Genomic DNA, 19285 nt, shown 5'->3' with positions numbered 1-19285 from the left:
AGCATCACATAGATCCCGAGACCGGCCCGACCAGGACGATCAGTAAGCAGGCCGCGGCCACCGCCAGACCCACAGGCCGGGCCGCCGAACCCGTGTCCTCAGCCGTGTAGGCGGACAGGCCCACGAGTCCCAGGGCGTACACGGCGGCCAGCCCGGCACCTCCGAGCAGCCCGGCGACCAGCACCTTCCAGAGGGCGTCCACATCGACGAAATGGCTCATGTCCCCTCCTCGCCTTCGGCTCGGAGTGGCATTCGCCAAGCACTGTGTTCATTGATTCGCTCGCTACGCTCGCTCATGTCCCCTCCTCGCCATCGGCTCGGAGTGGCATTCGCCAAGCACTGTGTTCATTGATTCGCTCGCTACGCTCGCTCATGTCCCCTCCTCGCCTTCGGCTCGGAGTGGCATTCGCCAAGCACTGTGTTCATTGATTCGCTCGTTCATGCCACGGGCTCCTTCGCGGGTGCGAGCTTCCCCGTCCATTCGTCGTTGACGTTGGCGTGGTTGACGGGCTGCCGGCGCGCGGCCAGGTAGAGCCCGGCGGCGAACGCGACCGCGACGACGAAGACGGCGGCGACGCCGCTCGTGCCGCCGATGAGGTCGGCGCCCTTCCAGGCGCCCGCGCCGACCAGAGCGGCGGCGGGGAGGGTGCACACCCAGGCCGTCACCATGCGGCCCGCGAGCCCCCACCGCACCTCGGCCAGCCGCTTGCCCACCCCCGCCCCCATGATGGAGCCGCTGCACACGTGGGTCGTGGAGAGCGGGAACCCGAAGTGCGAGGCCGCGAAGATGACCGCGGCCGACGAAGCCTCGGCCGCGAACCCCTGCGGGCTCTCGATCTCGGTCAGCCCCTTGCCGAGCGTCCTGATCACCCGCCAGCCGCCGATGTAGGTGCCCAACGCGATGACGAACGCGCAGGCGACGATCACCCAGAACGGCGTGCCGTCGCCCTTGCCGATCGAGTGGTCGGCGATCAGTGCCAGCGTGATGACGCCCATGGTCTTCTGGGCGTCGTTGGTGCCGTGTGCCAGTGAGACCAGGGAGGCGGAGCCGATCTGGCCGAGCCGGAACCCGCGCGTCCGCACCCGGTCGGGCACGTTCGCCGTGATCCGGTACACCAGGTAGGTGCCGATCGTGGCCACGACGATGGCGAAGACCGGCGCGAGGACGGCTGGGATGAGGACCTTCGACACGATGCCCGCGCCCTTTACCGCGGACGCGCCCGCCGCGATCAGCGTCGCGCCCACGACGCCGCCGATCAGCGCGTGGGACGAGCTCGACGGTATGCCGAAGTACCAGGTCAGGAGATTCCACGCGAGGCCGCCGACGAGGCCGGCGAAGACGACGGTCAGCGTGATGGCGCCGCTGTCCACGATGCCGTTCGCGATCGTGGCCGCCACCTTCAGTGACAGGAACGCGCCGACGAAGTTCAGCATCGCGGACAGCGCGACGGCCACCCGTGGCGGAAGCGCCCGGGTCGCGATCGACGTCGCCATCGCGTTGGCGGTGTCATGGAATCCGTTCGTGAAGTCGAAGGTCAGCGCCGTCGCGACGACGACCCCCAGCAGAACGGTGTTGGCGTCCATGCCTGGTCAACTGCACCAATCGGGAGAGACTAATCCCCCAATCGGCACAGTTTCCCCAGAGTTCATCGGGCGCGCGGCCGCGAGGAGACGCTGGACCGGCTCGCCCGAGCGGCCTTCAGCGGCGCGAGCAGGACTCCGAGAACCCCCGGGGAGTTTCAGAGTGACAGGCCGGTGAGGACCATGACCTTCTCGAAGGTCAGGTCCGCCATCGCGGACCGGAGTCCTTCACGGCCGACGCCCGACTCCTTGACGCCGCCGTAGGGCATCTGGTCGGCCCGGTAGGACGGGACATCGCCGATGATCACGCCGCCGACCTCCAGCTCCCGGTTCGCCCGGAAGGCGGCGTCCAAACTGCGGGTGAAGACGCCGGCCTGCAGGCCGTACTTGGAGTCGTTGACGGCGGCGAACGCCTCGTCGATGGACGCGACCCGCTGCACCAGCATGACGGGGCCGAAGACCTCCTCGGCCGCGACCTTGGCGCCGGAGGGCACCTCGGCGAGGACGGTCGGGGCGATCGTGGCGCCGTCACGGGTCCCGCCGGTCACGACGCGGGCTCCGGCGTCGACGGCCTCCTTGACCCAGCTCTCCACGCGTACGGCGGCGTCCTCGCTCACGAGCGGCCCGACCTGGGTCTTCTCGTCAGCCGGGTCGCCGGTGACCAGCGTGCCGACCGCGGCGACCAGCTTCTCGGTGAACTCGTCGGCGACCGGCTCCTCCACGATCACGCGCTGTACGGCGATGCAGCTCTGGCCGGCCTGGTAGTTGGAGAACAGGGCGATCCGGCCGGCGGCCCAGTCGAGGTCGGCGTCCGCGAGCACGACGGCCGCGGCGTTGCCGCCGAGCTCCAGCGTGACGTGCTTGCGGGGCACCCTGTCCATGATCGCGAAGCCGACCGGGCCCGAGCCGGTGAAGGAGACCACCGGAAGGCGCGGGTCCTCCACGAGCGACCCGGCGCGGTCGTTAGGGATGGGGAGCACCGAGAACATGCCCTCGGGCAGATCGGTCTCGGCCAGGATCTCGCCCAGCACCAGCGCGGACAGCGGGGTCGCGGGGGCCGGCTTCACGATGATCGGCGCGCCGACGGCGATCGCCGGAGCGACCTTGTGGGCCACCAAGTTCAGCGGGAAGTTGAACGGGGTGATCGCCAGCACCGGCCCGTGCGGCACGCGCGTGACATACGCGAGGCGGCCCTGGGCGGCGGGTTCGGTGTCGAGGCGCTGCACCTCGCCGCTGAACCGGCGGGCCTCCTCGGCGGCGAACCGGAACGTCGAGATGGCCCGGGTGACCTCTCCACGGGCCCAGAAGATGGGCTTGCCGTTCTCACCGCTGATGAGCTGGGCGATCTCCTCGGACCGCTCGCCCAGGCGGCGCGCGACGTGGGCCAGCGCCTCCGCGCGGACGTGGATGGGCAGCGCCGCGGCCTGCTTGCGCACGGCGTCGGCCGCTGCCACGGCCTGCTCGACCTGCTCCGCGGTCGGCACCGAGTAGACGCCGACGGCTCGGCCGTCATGGGAGTTGGTCACGGTGAGCTCGGCGTCTCCCGTCGCGGGACGCCCGGCGAGCCAGAAGGGGCGGGTATCGGAACTGCGGCGCACGTCCATGTTTTGACCGTATGTCACCAGGTCGGAGGGGGCGCTACTCCGGCAAGCACAATCACCTGCCGGCCCCGCTCCGATGTGGATAAGTTTTGCATGTCACAGATGCGCCGCAATTTCGGGATGTTTTCCGTTTCAGACCGGTTTGAAAGTTGAGCGGCGTGGTTAAGTCATCTCCGTGGCCCGTCGCGGGGCCCAATAGATGAGAAGGGCTCGTCGCTGATGGGTACGCCGGCGCCGCTCGGTCTTCAGGGTGCCTACGCGCGCGGCCAAAGAAGCAACTACGACGAGCTCCGCACCCGCCTCCTTGACGTCGCCAGCCGTCTGCTGACCTCCGCCGGGCCCGAGAGCCTCACCGTCAGGCGGATCGCCGCGGAGGGCGGCTGCTCGACCCAGGTCATCTACACGATGTTCGGCAGCAAGGAGGGCCTGGCCGAGGCGCTCTATCTGGAGGGCTTCGAGCGGATCCGCCGCCGCCTGGAGGCCGTGCCGCATCGCAGCGACCCCTTCGAGTACCTCACCGCCCTCGGCCCCGCCTACCGCGAGGCGGCGCTGTCGGAGCCGGGCTACTACAGCCTCATGTTCGAGCGGGCGATCCCCGGCTTCGTGCCGAGCGAGCGGGCCCGCACCCTCGCCCGGGCCGCGCTCAACATCCTCGACCGGGTGATCGCCGACTGCATCTCCACGGGCTACCTGGTGCCCACCCAGCCGAGGAAGATCGCCGACGCGCTGTGGGCGGCGGCCCAGGGAGCGCTGAACCTGGAACGTGCCGGTCACCTTCAGGACAGCACGACCTACGACACCGTCACCACCGCGACGATCTGCTGCTTCCTGGCGAAGGGCAACTAACCGTTACTGGGATTCAGTAGCACAGGGCGATCCAGAGCTCGGCCCGGACGGCGGGGTCGTCGAGGTCGCGGCCGAGTAGCTCGCTCACCCTTTTCATCCGATAGCGCAGCGTGTGCCGGTGCACGCCGAGCCGCTGCGCCGCCGCGTCCCAGTGGCCGTTGCTGGCGAGGTAGGCGCGGAGCGACTCGACCAGGTCGGCGCGCGAGCCGTACTCTCTCAGCGGCGCGAGCAGGGCCGCCGCGAACGACGCGGCCGCGGCCGGGTCGATCAGTGACAGCAGTCCCTGTCCGGCCATCTCGGCGAACCTCGCCACCGGATTGGCCGTCGCCAGCGCCCGTTCTGCCTGGTCAAGGGCAGTGGCCAGGTCCACGGCGATGGCGACCCCCGCGCTCACGCCGACGCGGCCGTGCTCGGCGGCGCGGGCGGTGATCTCGTCCGTCCGCTCCGCCGGGACGAGTGCCACGACCATTTCGTGCCCGCGCCCTTCCCAGGGGGCGGTGAAGCAGGGCAGCGCCTCGGCGAGCGAGTCCGCGTCGGCCGTCTCGCACGCGAGCACGGTCACCGGCCCGTCCGGCAGCATCCCGCCCATCGCGGCCATGGTGTCCATGGCAGCCTTGGTCTCGCCGGCCAGCAGCAGGCGGAGCACGGCCGCCCGTACGCGCGTCGCGGCGGCCCGCTGGTCACGGCCCTGTTCGAGAGCGAGCGTGAGCAGGGATCCGGCGGCGTTGACGACGGTGTGCCCGATCGGGGAGAACGCCCGCTCCGACCCGACCGCGAAGAAGCCCCGGCGGCCGAGCGGTTGCACGATCACATGCTCGCCCGGTGTGGAGAGGGCGAGGCTCGCCAGGGAGGGCGTCCTGCGCAGCCGGGCCAGCTCGGGCCGCAGCGACTTGGCCTTCACCTCAGCCCAGTGCCCCGGTTCCCCGTCCGCTCCACCAGCTCCCCCGGTGTGCGAAAATCGCGCAGCCGCTTCCGGGACCGCGGCGGCATCGGCGGCCTGCCGTACGGCTCCCGCGTCGTCGAAGAGAAGGGCCCAGCCGTGGATCTCGCGGGCGAGGCGCTCGATGACGGCTCCGGTGCCCGCCGGCTGGAGGGCGGCCCGGGTGAGCCGGCCCTGGGCGGCGAACGCGCGGCTGATCTCCTCGTACTGCTCGGCCGCCAGCAGCTCGCTGACGGCCTTGCCTATCGCGATGAACGGAGTGTCCCTGGGCACCTCGACGAGCGGCAGCCCGGCCGCGGCCGCCGCTTCGACGAAGGCGGGCGGCACCACGTCGTGGCTGAGGCCCACGCCGAAGCCGAGCCCCGCGACGCCACGTGCGACCAGGCGGGAGATGTACGGCAGGGCCTCGCCGGCCGTGAGCCGCATGCCGGTGGTCAGGACGAGCTCCCCGCCCTCCAGGAACGGAGTGGGATCTTCCAGCTCGCTGACCGCGACCCAGCGGACGGGCCGGTCCAGCGCCTCACGACCGGCCAGAACGTCCAGGTGGAGCGGTACGATCGCCGCCACCCGGCGCAGCGTCGGCGCCACGACCCTCCCCCAAGTCCGAGTTTGTCCGAGTTGGCCAAACACGTCACCTTATTCTGCCATGACGACATATCGGCAGGCTGAGACCGCGGCCGTAGCGTCGGAACCATGACCACTGCCACCACACACGGCGGCCCGCAGCTTCCGCAGGAGCGCCGCCTCGTCACCGAGATCCCCGGCCCCCGGTCCCGGGAGCTGTTCGAGCGCAAGCAGTCGGCCGTGCCGCCCGGCATCGGCACCACGCTTCCCGTCTTCGTGACCCACGCCGGTGGCGGTGTCGTCGTCGACGCGGACGGCAACTCGCTGATCGACTTCGGCTCGGGCATCGCCGTGACGAGCGTCGGAAACGCCGCTCCGCGTGTGGTCGAGCGCGTCCAGAAGCAGGTCGCCGACTTCACCCACACCTGTTTCATGGTCACGCCGTACGAGTCTTACGTCGAGGTCTGCGAGAAGCTCAACGCGCTCACGCCGGGCGATCACGAGAAGCGGACCTTCCTCGTCAACAGCGGCGCCGAGGCCGTCGAGAACGCGGTCAAGGTGGCCAGGCACGCCACCGGACGGCAGGCCGTCGTCGTGTTCGACCACGGTTACCACGGCCGGACGCTGCTCACGATGACGCTGACCGCCAAGAACATGCCGTACAAGCAGGGGTTCGGCCCGTTCGCCCCGGAGGTCTACCGGGTGCCGCTGGCCTACCCCTTCCGCTGGCCGACCGGGCCGGAGAACTGCGCCGACGAGGCGGCGGCCCAGGCCATCGACATGATCAACAAGCAGGTCGGGGCGGAGAACGTCGCGGCTGTGGTCATCGAGCCGATCGCCGGCGAGGGCGGCTTCATCGAGCCGGCGCGCGGGTTCCTGCCCAAGATTCTTGAGTTCTGCCGGGCGAACGGCATCGTCTTCATCGCCGACGAGGTCCAGACCGGCTTCGCCCGGACCGGCGACCTGTTCGCATGCGAGGACGAGGGCATCGTCCCCGACATCATCTGCACCGCCAAGGGCATCGCGGGCGGTCTGCCGCTCGCCGCGGTGACCGGTCGCTCGGAACTGCTCGACTCCGTCCACGTCGGCGGGCTCGGCGGCACCTACGGCGGCAACCCGCTCGCCTGTGAGGCGGCGCTCGGCGTCCTGGAGACGATCGAGCAGGAGAACCTCGTGGAGCGCGCCGCGCACATCGGAGAGGTCATGCTCTCGCGCCTGCACGAACTGCGGGAGCGCGTCGACATCATCGGCGACGTCCGGGGTCGTGGTGCCATGATCGCGATCGAGCTCGTGGTCCCCGGCACCAAGGACCCGCTCCCGGCCGGGGAGATCGCGGCGAAGTGCCACGCCGAGGGACTGCTGGTGCTGACCGCGGGCACCTACGGCAACGTGCTCCGCTTCCTGCCGCCGCTCGTCATGCCCGACCACCTTCTTGAGGAAGGCTTGTCCATCTTGGAGAAGGCCCTTAGCGGGGACTAGAGCGTTTATACCAGTCCAAAAGGGGCACCCGGCTTGATGCTCGGTGTCCCTTTTGTTGTTGTACGGCGTGCGCCATGCCGCGATTTAACCACCACTTGGCCTGACACGAGCCGATCACGCCAGGTAACCACGTTATAACGGTTCCGATACGCGATCGAGGGGGGACGTGGATGGGCTGGAACCCGAACGGCACCGAGCCGATCATGCTGACGTTCGACCCTGCCGGTCTCACCATCACCCAGCGTGACGGCGACGCCTGCGTAGTGTGCCACAAGAAGTGGCCGCGCCCCCGGATCAAGGTCGGCGTGCTCCCCGACAACACCCCCGTCCACGCCTGCGACGACTGCGCCGAAGCGCTCATGCCCATGCCGGACAACGTCCCTCTCCCCCGCCGATCCCGCGCCCTATCCTGACCAGCCCTGCCGTGAATGTGCGGGTGTCCCGATTTTCCGGGAATTACCGGCAATTACCGGCATTGAGCTTGGGCCTCCCTTTCGGTGATCGCCGCGCTCGATAATTGGCCGATGGACGACACGCGCGCGCCCGGCGCTCTGCCGCTGATCCTGGCCGTCTGCTCGGCCGGGGCGGCCGCGGTGCACTTCGGCGTCATGCCGGACCATTTCGGGGCATCGTGGGTCCATGGCGTCTTCTTCGCCGCCGCCGGTTGGGCACAGTTCGCGTGGGCGGCGGCCGTCCTCGTACGGCCCGGCCAACTCCTCTTCCTCACCGGCGCGTTCGGCAATCTGGCGCTGGCGGTGATCTGGCTGGTCAGCAGGACGGCCGGGTTCCCGGTCGGCCCGGGCGCGTGGACACCTGAGCCGGTCGGCGCTCCCGATCTGCTGTGCGCGCTCCTGGAGGCCGTCGTCATCGTGGGATCCCTCGTGCTCGCCGAGCGCGGGAGGCCCAGCGAGACCTCCAGCGGTAAGTCAAGCGAGACATCCGGCGAGAGCTCCGGCGGCAGGTCCGGGGAGAGGTTCGAGGAGAGGTCTGGAGAGAGGTCCGTCACGAAGGGCAAGGGGGCCGTCGTGGTGGTCGTCTCCGCCGTCGTCGCCGTCGCGGTCGGAGCGTCCTTTCAGCCGTCCTTCGCCGGCTCGGTGGCCGCGTCCTTCGCCCGCGCGTCCACCGGCCAGTCCGCCGCGGTGGACCCGCACGGCGGGCACCACCACGGCGGCGCTCCCGCGACGCCGGGAGCGCCGACGGACGCGCAGATCACGGCAGCCGACTCCCTGGTGCAGGCGGCCAGGCGGGAGACGATCGCGCGCTGGCCCACGGACGCCGCCGCCGAGAAGGACGGCTACAAGGTCTGGACCGACTCGGACGGCGTCCGGCAACTCGTCAAGCCGGCGATGATCGACGACGGCGTGGTCCTCGACGCCACGCGGCCCGAGGCGCTGGTCTACTACCGCAGGCCGACCGGCTCCTCCGTCCTGCTGGGAGCGATCTTCATCATGCCGCCGGGCCGGCGGGGACCGGCGATCGGCGGCCCGCTCACGCCCTGGCACTCGCACGCGGACCCGTGCCTGGCGGCCCTGTGCCAGACCGGTCGGACGGACGTGGCCGGAGAGACCGAGATGCTGCATGTGTGGCTGGTCGATTATCCGGGCGGCCCGTTCGCCGACGCCGCCGGACCGGCTCTGCGAACCGCCGTCGCCAAGCTCCCCGCCGGCTAGAGGGGAACCGTCAAGATCGGTAGGTGGCGATGACGCCGATGACGGTGATGGCCCAGAAGGTGGAGCGCCGGCCAAACGTGAGGCAAGCAGGGTCGTGAGGCAAGCAGGGGCCCGAGCCGAGCAGGGGTCAGCCGACGAGTTGCCGCCAGCGCTCGGCCCACTGGGTGTAGTCGGCCGGGCGGGCGGCGAAGTAGACGCCCTTGAACTCATGGGGCTCGCCCACGCGATAGTCGGCGCAGATCCGGCGCGTGCGGCCGGTGCAGGCGCCGGGATTGGCGGGGGCGAGCCCCACCCAGGCGGACGCCTTCCTCTGGACGTCCGCCGAGGCCGTCCAGCTGAGCCACTGGGCGGCGCACGCCGGATGCGCGGCGGCGGAGGACACCATCCAGGAGTCCACCCAGCCGGTCACCGGACGTTCGCCGAGTGCCTCCACGGGCTTGTGCCCGCGCTTGAGCACGTCCAGGTGGTACGGCGTGCCCTCGGCCAGCCGTACGGAACCGGAGGCGAAGCCCTCCACCACCTCGATGGGGTCGCGCCAGTAGGCCCGCTCACCCGACGCACCGGAAAGCCCGCCAGAAGCCCGACCGGAAGCCCCAGCAGAAGGCCGGGCGGAAGAGCCGGTGGAAGAGCCGGTGGAAGAGCCCGCCGAGGGGCCGGCGGATGGACTCCCGGCCGGCCCGGCGGAGGGTTTCCCGGCGGAGAAGAGGGCCAGTGCCGCGTCGAGCTGGGCCGGCGTGAGCTCGAAGGGGTCCTTGATGTCCATGCCGCGGCTCTTGAGGACCAGCGCGGCGTCCGCGATGGACAGCGGGCTGTCCCTGAAGAGGACGGGCCCCTTGTCCTTGAAGATGGCCCCGGCGTCCTCCGGGTCCACCTTGGTGGTGTCGTAGAGCACCTCGTTGAGGCCCCACAGGTACGGCACGCCGTACACGCGGTCGTCCTGGGTGAAGGCCCGGAGCCCGCGGAGCCGTTTGGGGATCTTGTCGTAGCCGTCGACGAGCGTCGTGTCGAGGGGCGCGACCTTCCGCTCGCCGATCAGCTTGCCGGCGAGCTCGGGGGTCGCGGAGATCACGTCGAACGAGGCCGGCGCGAAGTCGTCCGGCGGGGGCGCCTGGCCGGGGTCGTAGTACTTGAGGCTGATCTTGCAGCCGGTCCGGGCCTCGAACCCCCTGACCCAGTTGACCGTGGGGTCGGTGCCGCCCCACTCGACGTAGCCGTTGAGCGCCAGCACGGTGAGCGTCCCCTCGCCGTGACCCGCCGTGGCCGTCGCCGTGGAGACGGGCGTGGGGGTCGTGGGCGTGGCGAGCGGGGTGCCTCCGGTTCCGGGGCTGCCGGGGGCACCCGGAGTGCCCGGGGTGCCTGCGACGGCCGCCGCTGCCTCCACGTCCGGTGTGGCCCCCGCCATGCCGGCCGAGCCCGTCCCGCCGCACGCCGAGGCCAGGAACCCGGCCGCCGCGACCGCGGCCACCAGGCGTGTACGGCGAAGCGCCACTCGGACGACCCCCTCACAAGACGGACGCCACGAGCCTACTGGCCCGTGGCGCCCATCATCGTGCGGGGACGATGCCGCGTCAGGCGTTGGTCGGGAAACCGAGGTTCACGCCACCGTGCGACGGGTCGAGCCAGCGCGAGGTGACGACCTTGCCCCGGGTGTAGAAGTGGACGCCCTCGGTGCCGTGGACGTGCGTGTCACCGAAGAGCGACGCCTTCCAGCCGCCGAAGCTGTAGAACGCCATCGGCACGGGGATCGGCACGTTGATGCCGATCATGCCGACCTCGACCTCGTTCTGGAACCGCCGGGCCGCGCCGCCGTCGTTGGTGAAGATCGCGGTGCCGTTGCCGTACTCGCCGGTGTTGATGAGCTCCAGCCCCTCCTCGTACGACTTCACGCGCACGACGGACAGGACGGGGCCGAAGATCTCCTCGCGGTGGACGCGCGAGTTGGCCGGCACGTGGTCGAGGACCGTGGGGCCGAGCCAGAAGCCCCGCGCCTCCGAAGCCGGGCGGCCACCGGCGACGCGGGTCTCGCGGCCGTCCACGACGAGCTTGGCGCCCTCCTCGACCCCCAGGTCGAGGTAGGACGCGACCTTGTCGCGGTGGACCTCGGTGACCAGCGGGCCCATCTGCGACGCCGGGTCGTCGCCGGGGCCGATCGTGAGCCGCTCCACGCGGGAGACGATCTTCTCGACCAGCTCGTCGCCGATCGGGTCGACGGCGAGGACGACGGAGATCGCCATGCAGCGCTCACCGGCGGAGCCGAAGCCCGCGTTGACGGCCGAGTCGGCGACCAGGTCGAGGTCGGCGTCGGGGAGCACCAGCATGTGGTTCTTCGCGCCGCCGAGAGCCTGGACCCGCTTGCCGTGGGCGGTGCCGGTCTCGTAGACGTACCGGGCGATCGGCGTGGAGCCGACGAACGACACGGCCTTCACGGAGGGGTGCTCCAGCAGCCGGTCGACCGCCACCTTGTCGCCCTGGACGACGTTGAACACCCCGTCCGGCAGACCGGCCTCCTGCCACAGCCGGGCCATGAGCAGCGACGCCGAAGGGTCCTTCTCCGACGGCTTGAGGATGAACGTGTTGCCGGTGGCGATGGCGACGGGGAACATCCACATCGGCACCATGGCCGGGAAGTTGAACGGCGTGATCCCCGCGACGACACCGAGCGGCTGGCGGATGGAGTAGGAGTCGACCCGGGTCGAGACGTTCTCGGAGAAGCCGCCCTTGAGCAGGTGCGGGATGCCACAGGCGAACTCGACGACCTCCAGGCCGCGGGCCACCTCGCCCAGGGCGTCGGAGTGCACCTTGCCGTGCTCGGCCGTGATCAGCGCGGCCAGTTCGTCGCGGTGGCCCTCCATCAGCTCCCGGAAACGGAACAGGATCCGCGACCGCTTCATCAGCGACGCGTCGCGCCACGCGGGGAACGCGCGGGCCGCGGCCTCCACCGCCGCGTCGACCTCCTCCACGGTGGCAAGGGTCACCTTGCCGCTGACCTCGCCGGTGGCCGGGTTGAAGATCTCGGCAGTGCGGTCCTCGCCGCCGGTGCGGGCCCCGTTGATCCAGTGGTTAACGTGCTTCATCGTTGACGATCTCCAGAGCGGTGACGAGGATGCCCAGGCCCTCGCGGGCCTCGTCCTCGGTGAGCGTGAGCGGGGGGGCCATGCGGAGGGTGTTGCCGTAGAGGCCGCCCTTGCCGGCGAGCAGGCCGAGCTTCTTGGTCTCCTCCATGAAGCGCGCGGCCAGGGCGGGGGCCGGCTGTCCGGTGGCGGGGTCCACCAGCTCGACGGCGAACATGAGGCCCTTGCCCCGGACGTCGCCGACGATGGGCAGCCGCGGCGCGGCCTCACGCAGCCCGCTGATGATGATCTCGCCGGTCCGCGCGGCGTTGGCCTGCAGGTCGTGATCGAGCACGTAGTCGAGGGTCGCGTTGGCGGCCGCCATCGAGATCGGGTTGCCGCCGAACGTGCTCAGGCCGGTGGCGTGCAGCTGGTCCATCAGGTCGCCGCGGGCCACGATGCCGCCAACGGCGAAGCCGTTCCCGAGACCCTTGGCGAAGGTCAGCATGTCCGGCGTCACGCCGTGGTTGTGGATGCCGAAGAACGCCGAGCCCGTACGGCCCCAGCCGGTCTGGACCTCGTCCGAGATGAACAGGATGCCCTCTTCGTCGAGGACCTCCTTGTAGGCGGCGAACAGGCCCTCGGGGGCCATGGTGAAGCCGCCGACTCCCTGGATCGGCTCGGCGATCAGCGCGGCGACGTCCTTGGAGACGGCGGTGGACAGCACGTGGCGCAGGTCGTCGACGCAGGCCGCGATGTAGTCGGCGTCCGACAGCCCGCGGAACTGGGTGAGGTGCCGGTCGGCGCCATGCAGGAAGTGCACGTTCAGCGGCGACAGGGAGTTGTTCTTCCACGAGCGGTTCGACGTCACGCCGACGGCGCCGAACGACCGGCCGTGGTAGCTCTGCCGCATGGCCAGAACCTGGTCCGACTTGCGGGCGTAGGTCGCGAGCAGCAGCGCCGTCTCGTTGGCCTCGGTGCCGGAGTTGGTGAAGAAGACCTTGGCGTCCGGGATGCCCGAGAGGCGGGCGATCTTCTCGGCCAGCTCGATCTGGCCGCGCAGCAGGTAGAGCGTGGAGGTGTGGACGATCCCGGTGGCCAGTTGCCGCTCGACGGCCTCCCGCACCTCGGGCACGTCATACCCGATCATGTTGGTCAGGATCCCGGCGAAGAAGTCGAGGTAGCTCTTCCCCGACGCGTCGACGACGCGGTTGCCCTTACCGCTGACGATCTCGATGGGCTCGTCGTAGTAGAGGGCCATCCAGTTCGGCATGACGGCGCGATGCCGCGCGAGAAGGCCAGCGGTCTCAGCAGGATTATGGGAGGAAGCGGACATACACCAAGTATCCCGGCTGCAGGCCATGCCTCATACCAGCATCGTGTCGGGATAGTTCGATTCTCCCTTACATAGTGGTACCGCTGCCGCGGGGCGGGCGGCAGCCGTACGGGCAGCTCAAGGGCGCCACGATCCCCGAGGTCGCCTGGCTGAACGCCGTCAAGGCGGCGGGCACTGACATCCCCCACGTGCAGACCGCGATGGCTCCGGCGATGGGGAGGCTGCGGCGGTCCTCGGCAGGGGCTCTCGCGCGGCGGCCAGGAGCTCTCACCTTGTCAGCTAGTGACCCATCGTCTTTACATTATGATCAGGTAGCCTCTGTACATGCTGCCCACCGTCGCCGACGTGCTCGCGTTGGACGCCGTCCGTCGCGGCAACCCGCGCGTCGTCGCGGGTGGCGACCGGCTCGACACCAGGGTCCGCTGGGTTCACGTCGGAGAGATCAGCGACATCGCGCATCTCCTGCGCGGCGGCGAGCTGGTGCTGACGACGGGCGTCGCCCTTCCCGCCGAGCCCGACAAGCTCGCGGACTACATCTCCGACCTGGCCGCCGTGGGGGCCTCCGGGCTGATCGTCGAGCTGGGCCGCCGGTTCGTCCGCGAGCTGCCCCGGGCCGTCGTCAAGGCCGCCGAGGAGCACGGCCTGCCGCTGATCACGCTGGCGCGCGAGACGCCGTTCGTCCAGATCACCGAGTCGGTCCACGCTCGGATCATCGACATCCAGCTACAGGAACTGCGCGCCTCCGAGCAGCTTCACGAGGTCTTCACCGAGCTGTCGGTCGAGGGCGCCTCTCCGGCCGAGGTCCTCGCTCAGGTGGCGCGCTTCTCCGGGCGTCCCGTACTGCTGGAGAACCTGGCCCACCAGGTGCTCGCCTGCGACGCCGCCGGAGGCGACACCGGCACGCTGCTCGCCAACTGGGAGACCCGCTCCCGCGCCGTCTCACCCGTGGAGCGGACGGCCTACGACGCCGGCGCCGGGTGGCTGGTCACCATTGTCGGCGCGCGCGGGCAGGACTGGGGGCGGCTGATCCTGCTCTCCGACTCCTCCCCCACCCCGCGCGACATCGTCCTCGCGGAGCGCGCGGCCACCACGCTCGCCCTGAGCCGGCTGCTGGAGCGCCACCAGGAGTCCCTCGAACGGCAGGCCCACGGCACGATCATCGCCGGCATCCTCACTCACACCTACTCCGATCCCGACGAGGCCGCCGCCCGCGCCCGCGCCGTCGGCGTTCCGCTGACCGGCCGGAAGCTGATCAGCGCCGTCATCCGGCTCACCTCCTCCAGCGGCACCGCCTTGGGAGAGCAGGCCAAGCTGGGCGAGCTGGCCGAGGCGACCGCGGCCGCGTGCCGGGACGCCCGGCTGCCCGCGCTCGTCGGCGCGCTCGACCAGAGCCGGGTCGGGGTGCTCCTGCCCCTCCCGCCGCGCTCGCTCGCCGAGACCGCGCTGAGCGCGCTCGCCGACCGTCTGCGGGCGACGTTCCCCACGGCGTTCGTGCTGGCGGCCGGGTCCGTCGTCGAGTCGATCAAGGACGTACGGCGCAGCTTCCTGGAGGCCGAGCAGGTCGCCGAGGTGGCGGTGCGCCAGCCCGACGGCCGGGCGTTCTACCGCCTCCCGGATCTGCGGCTGCGCGGCCTGCTGCACCTCCTGCGAGATGACGCGCGGCTGCAGACGTTCGCCGAGCGGGAGCTCGGCGCGCTGCTCACCCACGACGCGCAACGGCACGGCGATCTCACCCGGATCCTGCGGATCTATCTGGACGCCGGGCGAAACAAGGCCGTGGCCGCGCAGAAGGCCCATCTGTCCCGGCCGGCCTTCTACGACCGGCTCCGGCGGCTGGAGCGCATCCTGGACACCGACCTGGACGACGTCGAGTCGTGCCTGTCCCTCCACGTCGCACTGCTGGCCCTGGAGACGTTCCGCCGCGAGACCCCGTAGGCCTTGCCGGAAAGCCTTGCCGGAAAGCCTTGGCCGCGAAGCCTTGCCCGGGGCGGTCCCGGCGTCGGCGGCGGGGGCCCTCGCGAATAGGCGAATACGCTGAGGTAGGTCTGCCTCTCCAGGTGTAAGACCTATGTCACGTCGCCACTCTGCGTGTGCTCGCGTTTACAGGGTGATTCGTGCTTGTCTCAAAGAGTGCAGACGACGAGCGAACCTCAAATCAGCCCCGCCATCGTGGTCCGTGCGCTGTCCGCCCGTTTCCCCCGCTGGACGATCTGGTGGGGCCAGGCGACGACGCACTACTGGGGGGTGTCGCGCCACAACGGGATCCTGATCCACGTGGAGGCCCGATCCGCCCAGGAGTTCGTACGGCGGGCCCGCGAGATCGACGCTGGGAGTCCGTGATGCGACACTTCCTGCCCCATGCCCGGTTTATCCGATTAGAAAGCGTTTTACGCCGTTTAACCGGTTTTGACGGTTGTCTCGGGTAACGAGGCGGCGGATTTCTCATGCTGTTTGGCGCGTTTCACCCCACTGCAACGGCCATTCTCGCCACGATGGTCCCTTTGAGGATCACGAATGGGGAGAAACCGCATGAGCCGCCGCCTGATCGTCGGAGTCGCCACCCTGGCTCTCACGATGACCACCCTCACAGCTCCGGCGCTCGCCGACCCCGTCACCGGTTTACCGTCGTCGAGCTTCCCGCTCGGTGAGCCGGGAATTTCGAAGACGGCCGCCAAGAGCCTCGCGCCCGGCGTCGACTACTTCACGCTGAAGCACGGCCAGTCCAAGGACGGCTACACGGTGAGCGTCGTGGTCGGCGGCAAGGACGCCTTCTCCGAGGCCACCGCGCAGAGCCAGGCCCAGGCCGTACAGGAGGCCGGGTTCAGCCCGACGATTGTGAAATTCACCCGGCCCGCCGTGGCGGACTTCCCGGCCGCCGACTACTTCATGGTGCGGCTGGGAAGCTGGCCGCTGGAGAAGAAGGCCGAGGCGGCCGACGTCGTCAAGCAGCTCAAGGACGCGGGCATCGGCGCCAAGGTCGACTTCACGGGCGACGACGGCTTTCAGACGACGGGCCCCTGGAGTGTGCGGATAATCACGATCGATCCCCGGACCTTCCGCGGCTCCCTCCGGTCGTCGATCGGCACCGGGGTCGCCAAGCGTGAGAAGGTCTCCGCGATGGCCGCCTCGGTCAAGGCCATCGCCGGCGTCAACGGCGGGTTCTTCGACATCCATACGCTGACAGAGTTCCGCGGCGACCCCACCGGGATCTCCGTCGTAGGGGGCAAACTGCTCAGCGAGGCCGTATCCGGCCGCGTCGGCCTGGTCCTCAAGGGCCGTACGGCACGCGTCACCGAGCTGTCGTCGCTCGTGGTGGCGCGGTCGAACGACGGGGCCGCCGTGGCGGTCACCGGCCTCAACCGCGTCCCGAAGCCGGACGAGCTGGTGATGTACACCGAGGAGCTCGGCCGGGCCACTCCCGTGGACGACGGAGTCGAGGCCGTGCTGGACGCGTCCGGCAAGGTGACAGAGGTCCGCGACCCGGGTGCCCCGGTCGCGCGCGGCACGCGGGTGCTCCATGGAGTCGGCACGGCCGCGGACTGGCTCTGGGAGCACGCCGGCGAGACCGCGACCATCAAGGTCACCACTCAGGTCACCGATCTACGGACCCACAAGGCCATCCCCCTCACCCCGGAGACGAACATCATCGGCGGAGCGATCGGGCTGGTCCGCGGCGGCCAGATATCGATCACCGCGTTCCGTGACGGCATGGCGAACGTCAACATGATCCTTCGCCGTCACCCCCGCACCCTGGCGGGCGTCACGAAGTCGGGCAAGCTCATCATTGCCGTCGTCGACGGCCGGGCCCCCGGGACGACCGTGGGCGCATCCTTCTTCGAGGCGGCCCAGATCATGCGCTGGCTCGGGGCACGCGATGCGGTCAACCTGGACGGCGGCGGTTCGAGCGCGATGGTGATCGGCAAGAAGGTCGTGAACCACCCGTCCGACGGCGTCGAACGAGGCGTCGGCGACGCGCTCCTGATCGTCGGCCAGCCCTGATCGAGGCGCTCGGCGGCGTCGACGCCATTGTGCTCGGCTGCGGGAACAGGCGAGCACGGTGATGCGACGCCGCGCTGAGGCATGACGCCATGCGACCTGAGGCATGACGCTGCGCGAGCTGAGGCGTCACGCCGCGCGGGCGCTACGGTGGCCTGCGGCGAACGGGCGCTCAGCGGCCTTCGGCGAACGGGCGCTCGGCGGTGTGTTGGCGAGTGGACGTTCAGCGGGGTGACGCGAGGCGAGCGATCATGTCGTCGTCACAGGTATCCCAAAACGTGCCGACCAGGTCTTCGAGGTGGTCGAGCGAGGCCGCCTCGAAAAGAACTTCCTGATATTTCGTGATGTCGTACGACGTGGTGCCCATGACAGCGAGATCGAGGGGACGGATGTCCATCCCCCGGAACTCCTCGATCTCCCCGTACGAGCTCAGAATGCCCGCGCCGTACGCCTTGAGCTCCCCGCTCTCCCGCATGACGCCGAACTCCAGCGTGAACCAGAACACCTTCGAGACGAACTCCAACGCCTCATCCGTCTCGACCCTCCGCGCCGCCCGGCCCGCGAGCCGGTACAGCTTCGCGAAGCGCGGCGAGGCGAGCGTGTTCGCATGCCCGATCACCTCGTGGATGACGTCGGGCTCCGGAGTGTAGAAGGGCACCGAGTGGTGCCGGATGTACTGCGTGGAGTGGAACAGGCCGTCCGCCAGGACGCTGTAGAACTCTCTGAGCGGGACCAGCCCGGCCGCCGGCACGTAACGGAACCCGGTGAGCGGCTGGAGCAGCTCGCTGACCTCCTGCAGTTGCGGGATGCGGTCCTTCGGCAGGCCGAGCCGTCGAGCCGCGTCGAGGAACTCGCGCACCGCGTACTTGCCATGCTTGACCGCGAGTTCCTTCGTGACGAGAGCCCACACGCGGTGCTCTTCGTCGGTGTACTCGGCGTGAGGAATGGGCGCGCCCGGCCTGTAGCCGAGGGCCAGCGCGGCGATCGCGTTCCGCCGCTTCCGATAGACCTCGTCGGCGAAACCGGGATGAGTTCTGGCCAGCTCGACGACAACTGACCCGTCATCCCGCGTAGCGACCGGGGCGAAGTACTGTGCTTCATCGAACATACTCTTATTTGACAGCAAGTCACCCATTGGCTGGCAAGAGTGACCAGTTGGAGTGGACGAAACGCTCAGCATGGTGATCTGTTTGGCGGATCAGCTGGTCGTTTCGCCTAGATCCGGCGTAGCCTCAGGCGCATGCTCGATTCGCTCGACAGCCGACTGCTGATCACTATGCGTGCCAATCCGCGTATCGGCCTGACCGAGCTGGCACGCATGCTCGGCGTGGCCCGGGGAACCGTCCAGGCCCGCCTGGAGAAGCTGACGATGCGCGGCGTCATCAGCGACTTCGGACCGACCATTCTGACCGAGGAGATCGGCTACCCGATCCTGGCGTTCGCGTCCCTCCAGATCGCCCAGGGCAAGCTGACCGAAGCCGTCCAGGCGCTGGCGGGCATACCGGAGATCCTCGAGGTGTACGGCACGAGCGGCCAGGCCGACCTGCTCTGCCGCGTGGTCGCGCGTAGCACGCCGCATCTTCAGGAGATCATCGCGAGGATCCTCGCCTCGCCTGCCGTCCAGCGCAGCGACACCACGATCGCGCTGTCCACCCAGATCCCCTTTCGAATAGACCCCCTGCTCAATGCGGCCGTCATCCCCTGAGCAAAAGAAGCGAGTCTGCACGGACCCGCTGTGGTGTCCACGAGTATGGGGCGGCCGCAATCCCCGACGTGGTGCCAGCCGTGGTTAGGGAGTGGGCGCGATGCTCGGCGTGGTGCTGTCCGCGGGTGTAGGGGTGGGCGCGATGCTGTCGGTGGCTATAGGCGTGGGCGCGATGCCCGGCGTGGTGCTGTCGGTGGCTATGGGGCGAGGGCGGGATGCCGGGCAGGGTGCTGTGCTGTCCGTAGGCACGGTGTCGGGCGGGTATTCCGGCCGGCCGTGACAGTCGCGGTCTGGTGAGGCCGCGTCCGCGGCCCTTCGCGGGCGCGGTGGTCTCGGGCACGGTCTTACGCCGGCCTCTACACCCACCCGCCCCCGCGCCAACCTGCCGCGCCCCACCTGCTCCTGCGCGCCCCGGCGCCGTGCCCGCTCTGTCGCGCCCACCGCCCCGCGCCGATCTAACCCGCCGGGCCCGCTCGGCTCTCCGCCGTGGCCGCTCCCGCGCCGCTTCTTCGAAAAC

17 protein-coding genes are annotated in these 19285 nt (G+C 69.9%); 9 read left to right on the top strand and 8 right to left on the bottom strand.

Going from position 1 to position 19285, the window contains the following annotated elements; genetic code table 11:
* Window positions 1-4 precede the first annotated feature (4 nt).
* From N5079_RS27420 to N5079_RS27410, 3 genes are all read right to left on the bottom strand, one after another.
* Window positions 5-220: a hypothetical protein gene (locus tag N5079_RS27420; RefSeq protein WP_261587023.1), complete on the bottom strand. Its 216-nt coding sequence runs from the start codon at window positions 218-220 to the stop codon at window positions 5-7.
* 218 nt (window positions 221-438) lie between these two features.
* Window positions 439-1584, bottom strand: coding sequence for an inorganic phosphate transporter (locus N5079_RS27415; RefSeq protein WP_261587022.1), 1146 nt, complete (start codon window positions 1582-1584; stop codon window positions 439-441).
* A gap of 155 nt (window positions 1585-1739) precedes the next feature.
* Window positions 1740-3185 (bottom strand): aldehyde dehydrogenase family protein, encoded by a 1446-nt coding sequence (locus tag N5079_RS27410; protein WP_261587021.1) that lies wholly within the window; start codon window positions 3183-3185, stop codon window positions 1740-1742.
* Between the two features lie 216 nt (window positions 3186-3401).
* Here N5079_RS27410 and N5079_RS27405 point away from each other — a divergent pair, with 216 nt between their 5' ends.
* On the top strand, window positions 3402-4028 hold the full coding sequence (locus tag N5079_RS27405; protein ID WP_261587020.1) for a TetR/AcrR family transcriptional regulator: 627 nt from the start codon (window positions 3402-3404) through the stop codon (window positions 4026-4028).
* Between the two features lie 13 nt (window positions 4029-4041).
* Here the strand turns inward: N5079_RS27405 and N5079_RS27400 are convergent, their stop codons facing one another.
* Window positions 4042-5556 carry a PucR family transcriptional regulator gene (locus N5079_RS27400; RefSeq protein WP_261587019.1) on the bottom strand — a complete coding sequence of 505 codons (1515 nt, stop codon included), beginning with the start codon at window positions 5554-5556 and terminating at the stop codon, window positions 4042-4044.
* Between the two features lie 105 nt (window positions 5557-5661).
* On the opposite strand from N5079_RS27400, the gene gabT reads away from it, so the two are divergent.
* The 3 genes from gabT to N5079_RS27385 all read left to right on the top strand — a co-directional run bounded on the left by gabT (window position 5662) and on the right by N5079_RS27385 (window position 8681).
* A complete protein-coding gene (gene gabT / locus N5079_RS27395; protein ID WP_261587018.1) occupies window positions 5662-7011 on the top strand; it encodes a 4-aminobutyrate--2-oxoglutarate transaminase in 1350 nt (449 codons plus the stop codon).
* Between the two features lie 170 nt (window positions 7012-7181).
* Complete coding sequence (locus N5079_RS27390; RefSeq protein ID WP_261587017.1) at window positions 7182-7424, top strand: hypothetical protein; 243 nt, start codon at window positions 7182-7184, stop codon at window positions 7422-7424.
* Window positions 7425-7535: 111 nt separating this feature from the next.
* Window positions 7536-8681, top strand: a complete 1146-nt coding sequence (locus N5079_RS27385; protein WP_261587016.1) for a hypothetical protein — start codon at window positions 7536-7538, stop codon at window positions 8679-8681.
* Window positions 8682-8808: 127 nt separating this feature from the next.
* Here the strand turns inward: N5079_RS27385 and N5079_RS27380 are convergent, their stop codons facing one another.
* The 3 genes from N5079_RS27380 to N5079_RS27370 all read right to left on the bottom strand — a co-directional run bounded on the left by N5079_RS27380 (window position 8809) and on the right by N5079_RS27370 (window position 13004).
* Window positions 8809-10170: an extracellular solute-binding protein gene (locus N5079_RS27380; RefSeq protein WP_261587015.1), complete on the bottom strand. Its 1362-nt coding sequence runs from the start codon at window positions 10168-10170 to the stop codon at window positions 8809-8811.
* Window positions 10171-10249: 79 nt separating this feature from the next.
* Entirely contained in the window at window positions 10250-11755 is a 1506-nt protein-coding gene (locus N5079_RS27375; protein WP_261587014.1) for a CoA-acylating methylmalonate-semialdehyde dehydrogenase, read from the bottom strand.
* Window positions 11742-13004: an aspartate aminotransferase family protein gene (locus N5079_RS27370; protein ID WP_261587013.1), complete on the bottom strand. Its 1263-nt coding sequence runs from the start codon at window positions 13002-13004 to the stop codon at window positions 11742-11744. The genes N5079_RS27375 and N5079_RS27370 overlap by 14 nt, the downstream gene beginning before the upstream one ends.
* 387 nt (window positions 13005-13391) lie before the next feature.
* Between N5079_RS27370 and N5079_RS27365 the strand changes: the two genes are divergently transcribed.
* From N5079_RS27365 to N5079_RS27355, 3 genes are all read left to right on the top strand, one after another.
* Entirely contained in the window at window positions 13392-15002 is a 1611-nt protein-coding gene (locus tag N5079_RS27365) for a PucR family transcriptional regulator (protein ID WP_261587012.1), read from the top strand.
* Window positions 15003-15185: 183 nt separating this feature from the next.
* Window positions 15186-15407, top strand: coding sequence for a hypothetical protein (locus N5079_RS27360; protein ID WP_261587011.1), 222 nt, complete (start codon window positions 15186-15188; stop codon window positions 15405-15407).
* 189 nt (window positions 15408-15596) lie between these two features.
* Window positions 15597-17066 (top strand): phosphodiester glycosidase family protein, encoded by a 1470-nt coding sequence (locus N5079_RS27355; protein WP_261587010.1) that lies wholly within the window; start codon window positions 15597-15599, stop codon window positions 17064-17066.
* 220 nt (window positions 17067-17286) lie between these two features.
* Here the strand turns inward: N5079_RS27355 and N5079_RS27350 are convergent, their stop codons facing one another.
* The gene (locus N5079_RS27350; protein WP_261587009.1) at window positions 17287-18171 is read right to left on the bottom strand and encodes a phenylalanine 4-monooxygenase; all 885 of its coding nucleotides are present in this window, start codon (window positions 18169-18171) and stop codon (window positions 17287-17289) included.
* A 132-nt stretch (window positions 18172-18303) separates the two neighbouring features.
* Here N5079_RS27350 and N5079_RS27345 point away from each other — a divergent pair, with 132 nt between their 5' ends.
* On the top strand, window positions 18304-18768 hold the full coding sequence (locus N5079_RS27345) for an Lrp/AsnC family transcriptional regulator (protein WP_261587008.1): 465 nt from the start codon (window positions 18304-18306) through the stop codon (window positions 18766-18768).
* A gap of 100 nt (window positions 18769-18868) precedes the next feature.
* Window positions 18869-19048, top strand: a complete 180-nt coding sequence (locus tag N5079_RS27340) for a hypothetical protein (protein WP_261587007.1) — start codon at window positions 18869-18871, stop codon at window positions 19046-19048.
* Window positions 19049-19285: the final 237 nt, after the last annotated feature.

Origin of the sequence: Planotetraspora sp. A-T 1434 (assembly GCF_025420585.1) — a bacterium.
Taxonomy (GTDB): domain Bacteria; phylum Actinomycetota; class Actinomycetes; order Streptosporangiales; family Streptosporangiaceae; genus JAOEGB01.
Note: the sequence above shows the minus strand (reverse complement) of the source record. Positions and strands in the feature narration are given on the sequence as shown.

Excerpts from the sequence above, each read along its gene's own strand:
- N5079_RS27345 (WP_261587008.1), top strand. The coding sequence starts at position 18,304 with ATGCTCGATTCGCTCGACAGCCGACTGCTGATCACTATGCGTGCCAAT.
- N5079_RS27420 (WP_261587023.1), bottom strand. The coding sequence starts at position 220 with ATGAGCCATTTCGTCGATGTGGACGCCCTCTGGAAGGTGCTGGTCGCC.
- N5079_RS27340 (WP_261587007.1), top strand. The coding sequence starts at position 18,869 with ATGCTCGGCGTGGTGCTGTCCGCGGGTGTAGGGGTGGGCGCGATGCTG.
- N5079_RS27390 (WP_261587017.1), top strand. The coding sequence starts at position 7,182 with ATGGGCTGGAACCCGAACGGCACCGAGCCGATCATGCTGACGTTCGAC.
- N5079_RS27350 (WP_261587009.1), bottom strand. The coding sequence starts at position 18,171 with ATGTTCGATGAAGCACAGTACTTCGCCCCGGTCGCTACGCGGGATGAC.
- N5079_RS27355 (WP_261587010.1), top strand. The coding sequence starts at position 15,597 with ATGAGCCGCCGCCTGATCGTCGGAGTCGCCACCCTGGCTCTCACGATG.
- N5079_RS27415 (WP_261587022.1), bottom strand. The coding sequence starts at position 1,584 with ATGGACGCCAACACCGTTCTGCTGGGGGTCGTCGTCGCGACGGCGCTG.
- gabT (WP_261587018.1), top strand. The coding sequence starts at position 5,662 with ATGACCACTGCCACCACACACGGCGGCCCGCAGCTTCCGCAGGAGCGC.
- N5079_RS27365 (WP_261587012.1), top strand. The coding sequence starts at position 13,392 with ATGCTGCCCACCGTCGCCGACGTGCTCGCGTTGGACGCCGTCCGTCGC.
- N5079_RS27370 (WP_261587013.1), bottom strand. The coding sequence starts at position 13,004 with ATGCCGAACTGGATGGCCCTCTACTACGACGAGCCCATCGAGATCGTC.
- N5079_RS27410 (WP_261587021.1), bottom strand. The coding sequence starts at position 3,185 with ATGGACGTGCGCCGCAGTTCCGATACCCGCCCCTTCTGGCTCGCCGGG.
- N5079_RS27405 (WP_261587020.1), top strand. The coding sequence starts at position 3,402 with ATGGGTACGCCGGCGCCGCTCGGTCTTCAGGGTGCCTACGCGCGCGGC.
- N5079_RS27375 (WP_261587014.1), bottom strand. The coding sequence starts at position 11,755 with ATGAAGCACGTTAACCACTGGATCAACGGGGCCCGCACCGGCGGCGAG.
- N5079_RS27385 (WP_261587016.1), top strand. The coding sequence starts at position 7,536 with ATGGACGACACGCGCGCGCCCGGCGCTCTGCCGCTGATCCTGGCCGTC.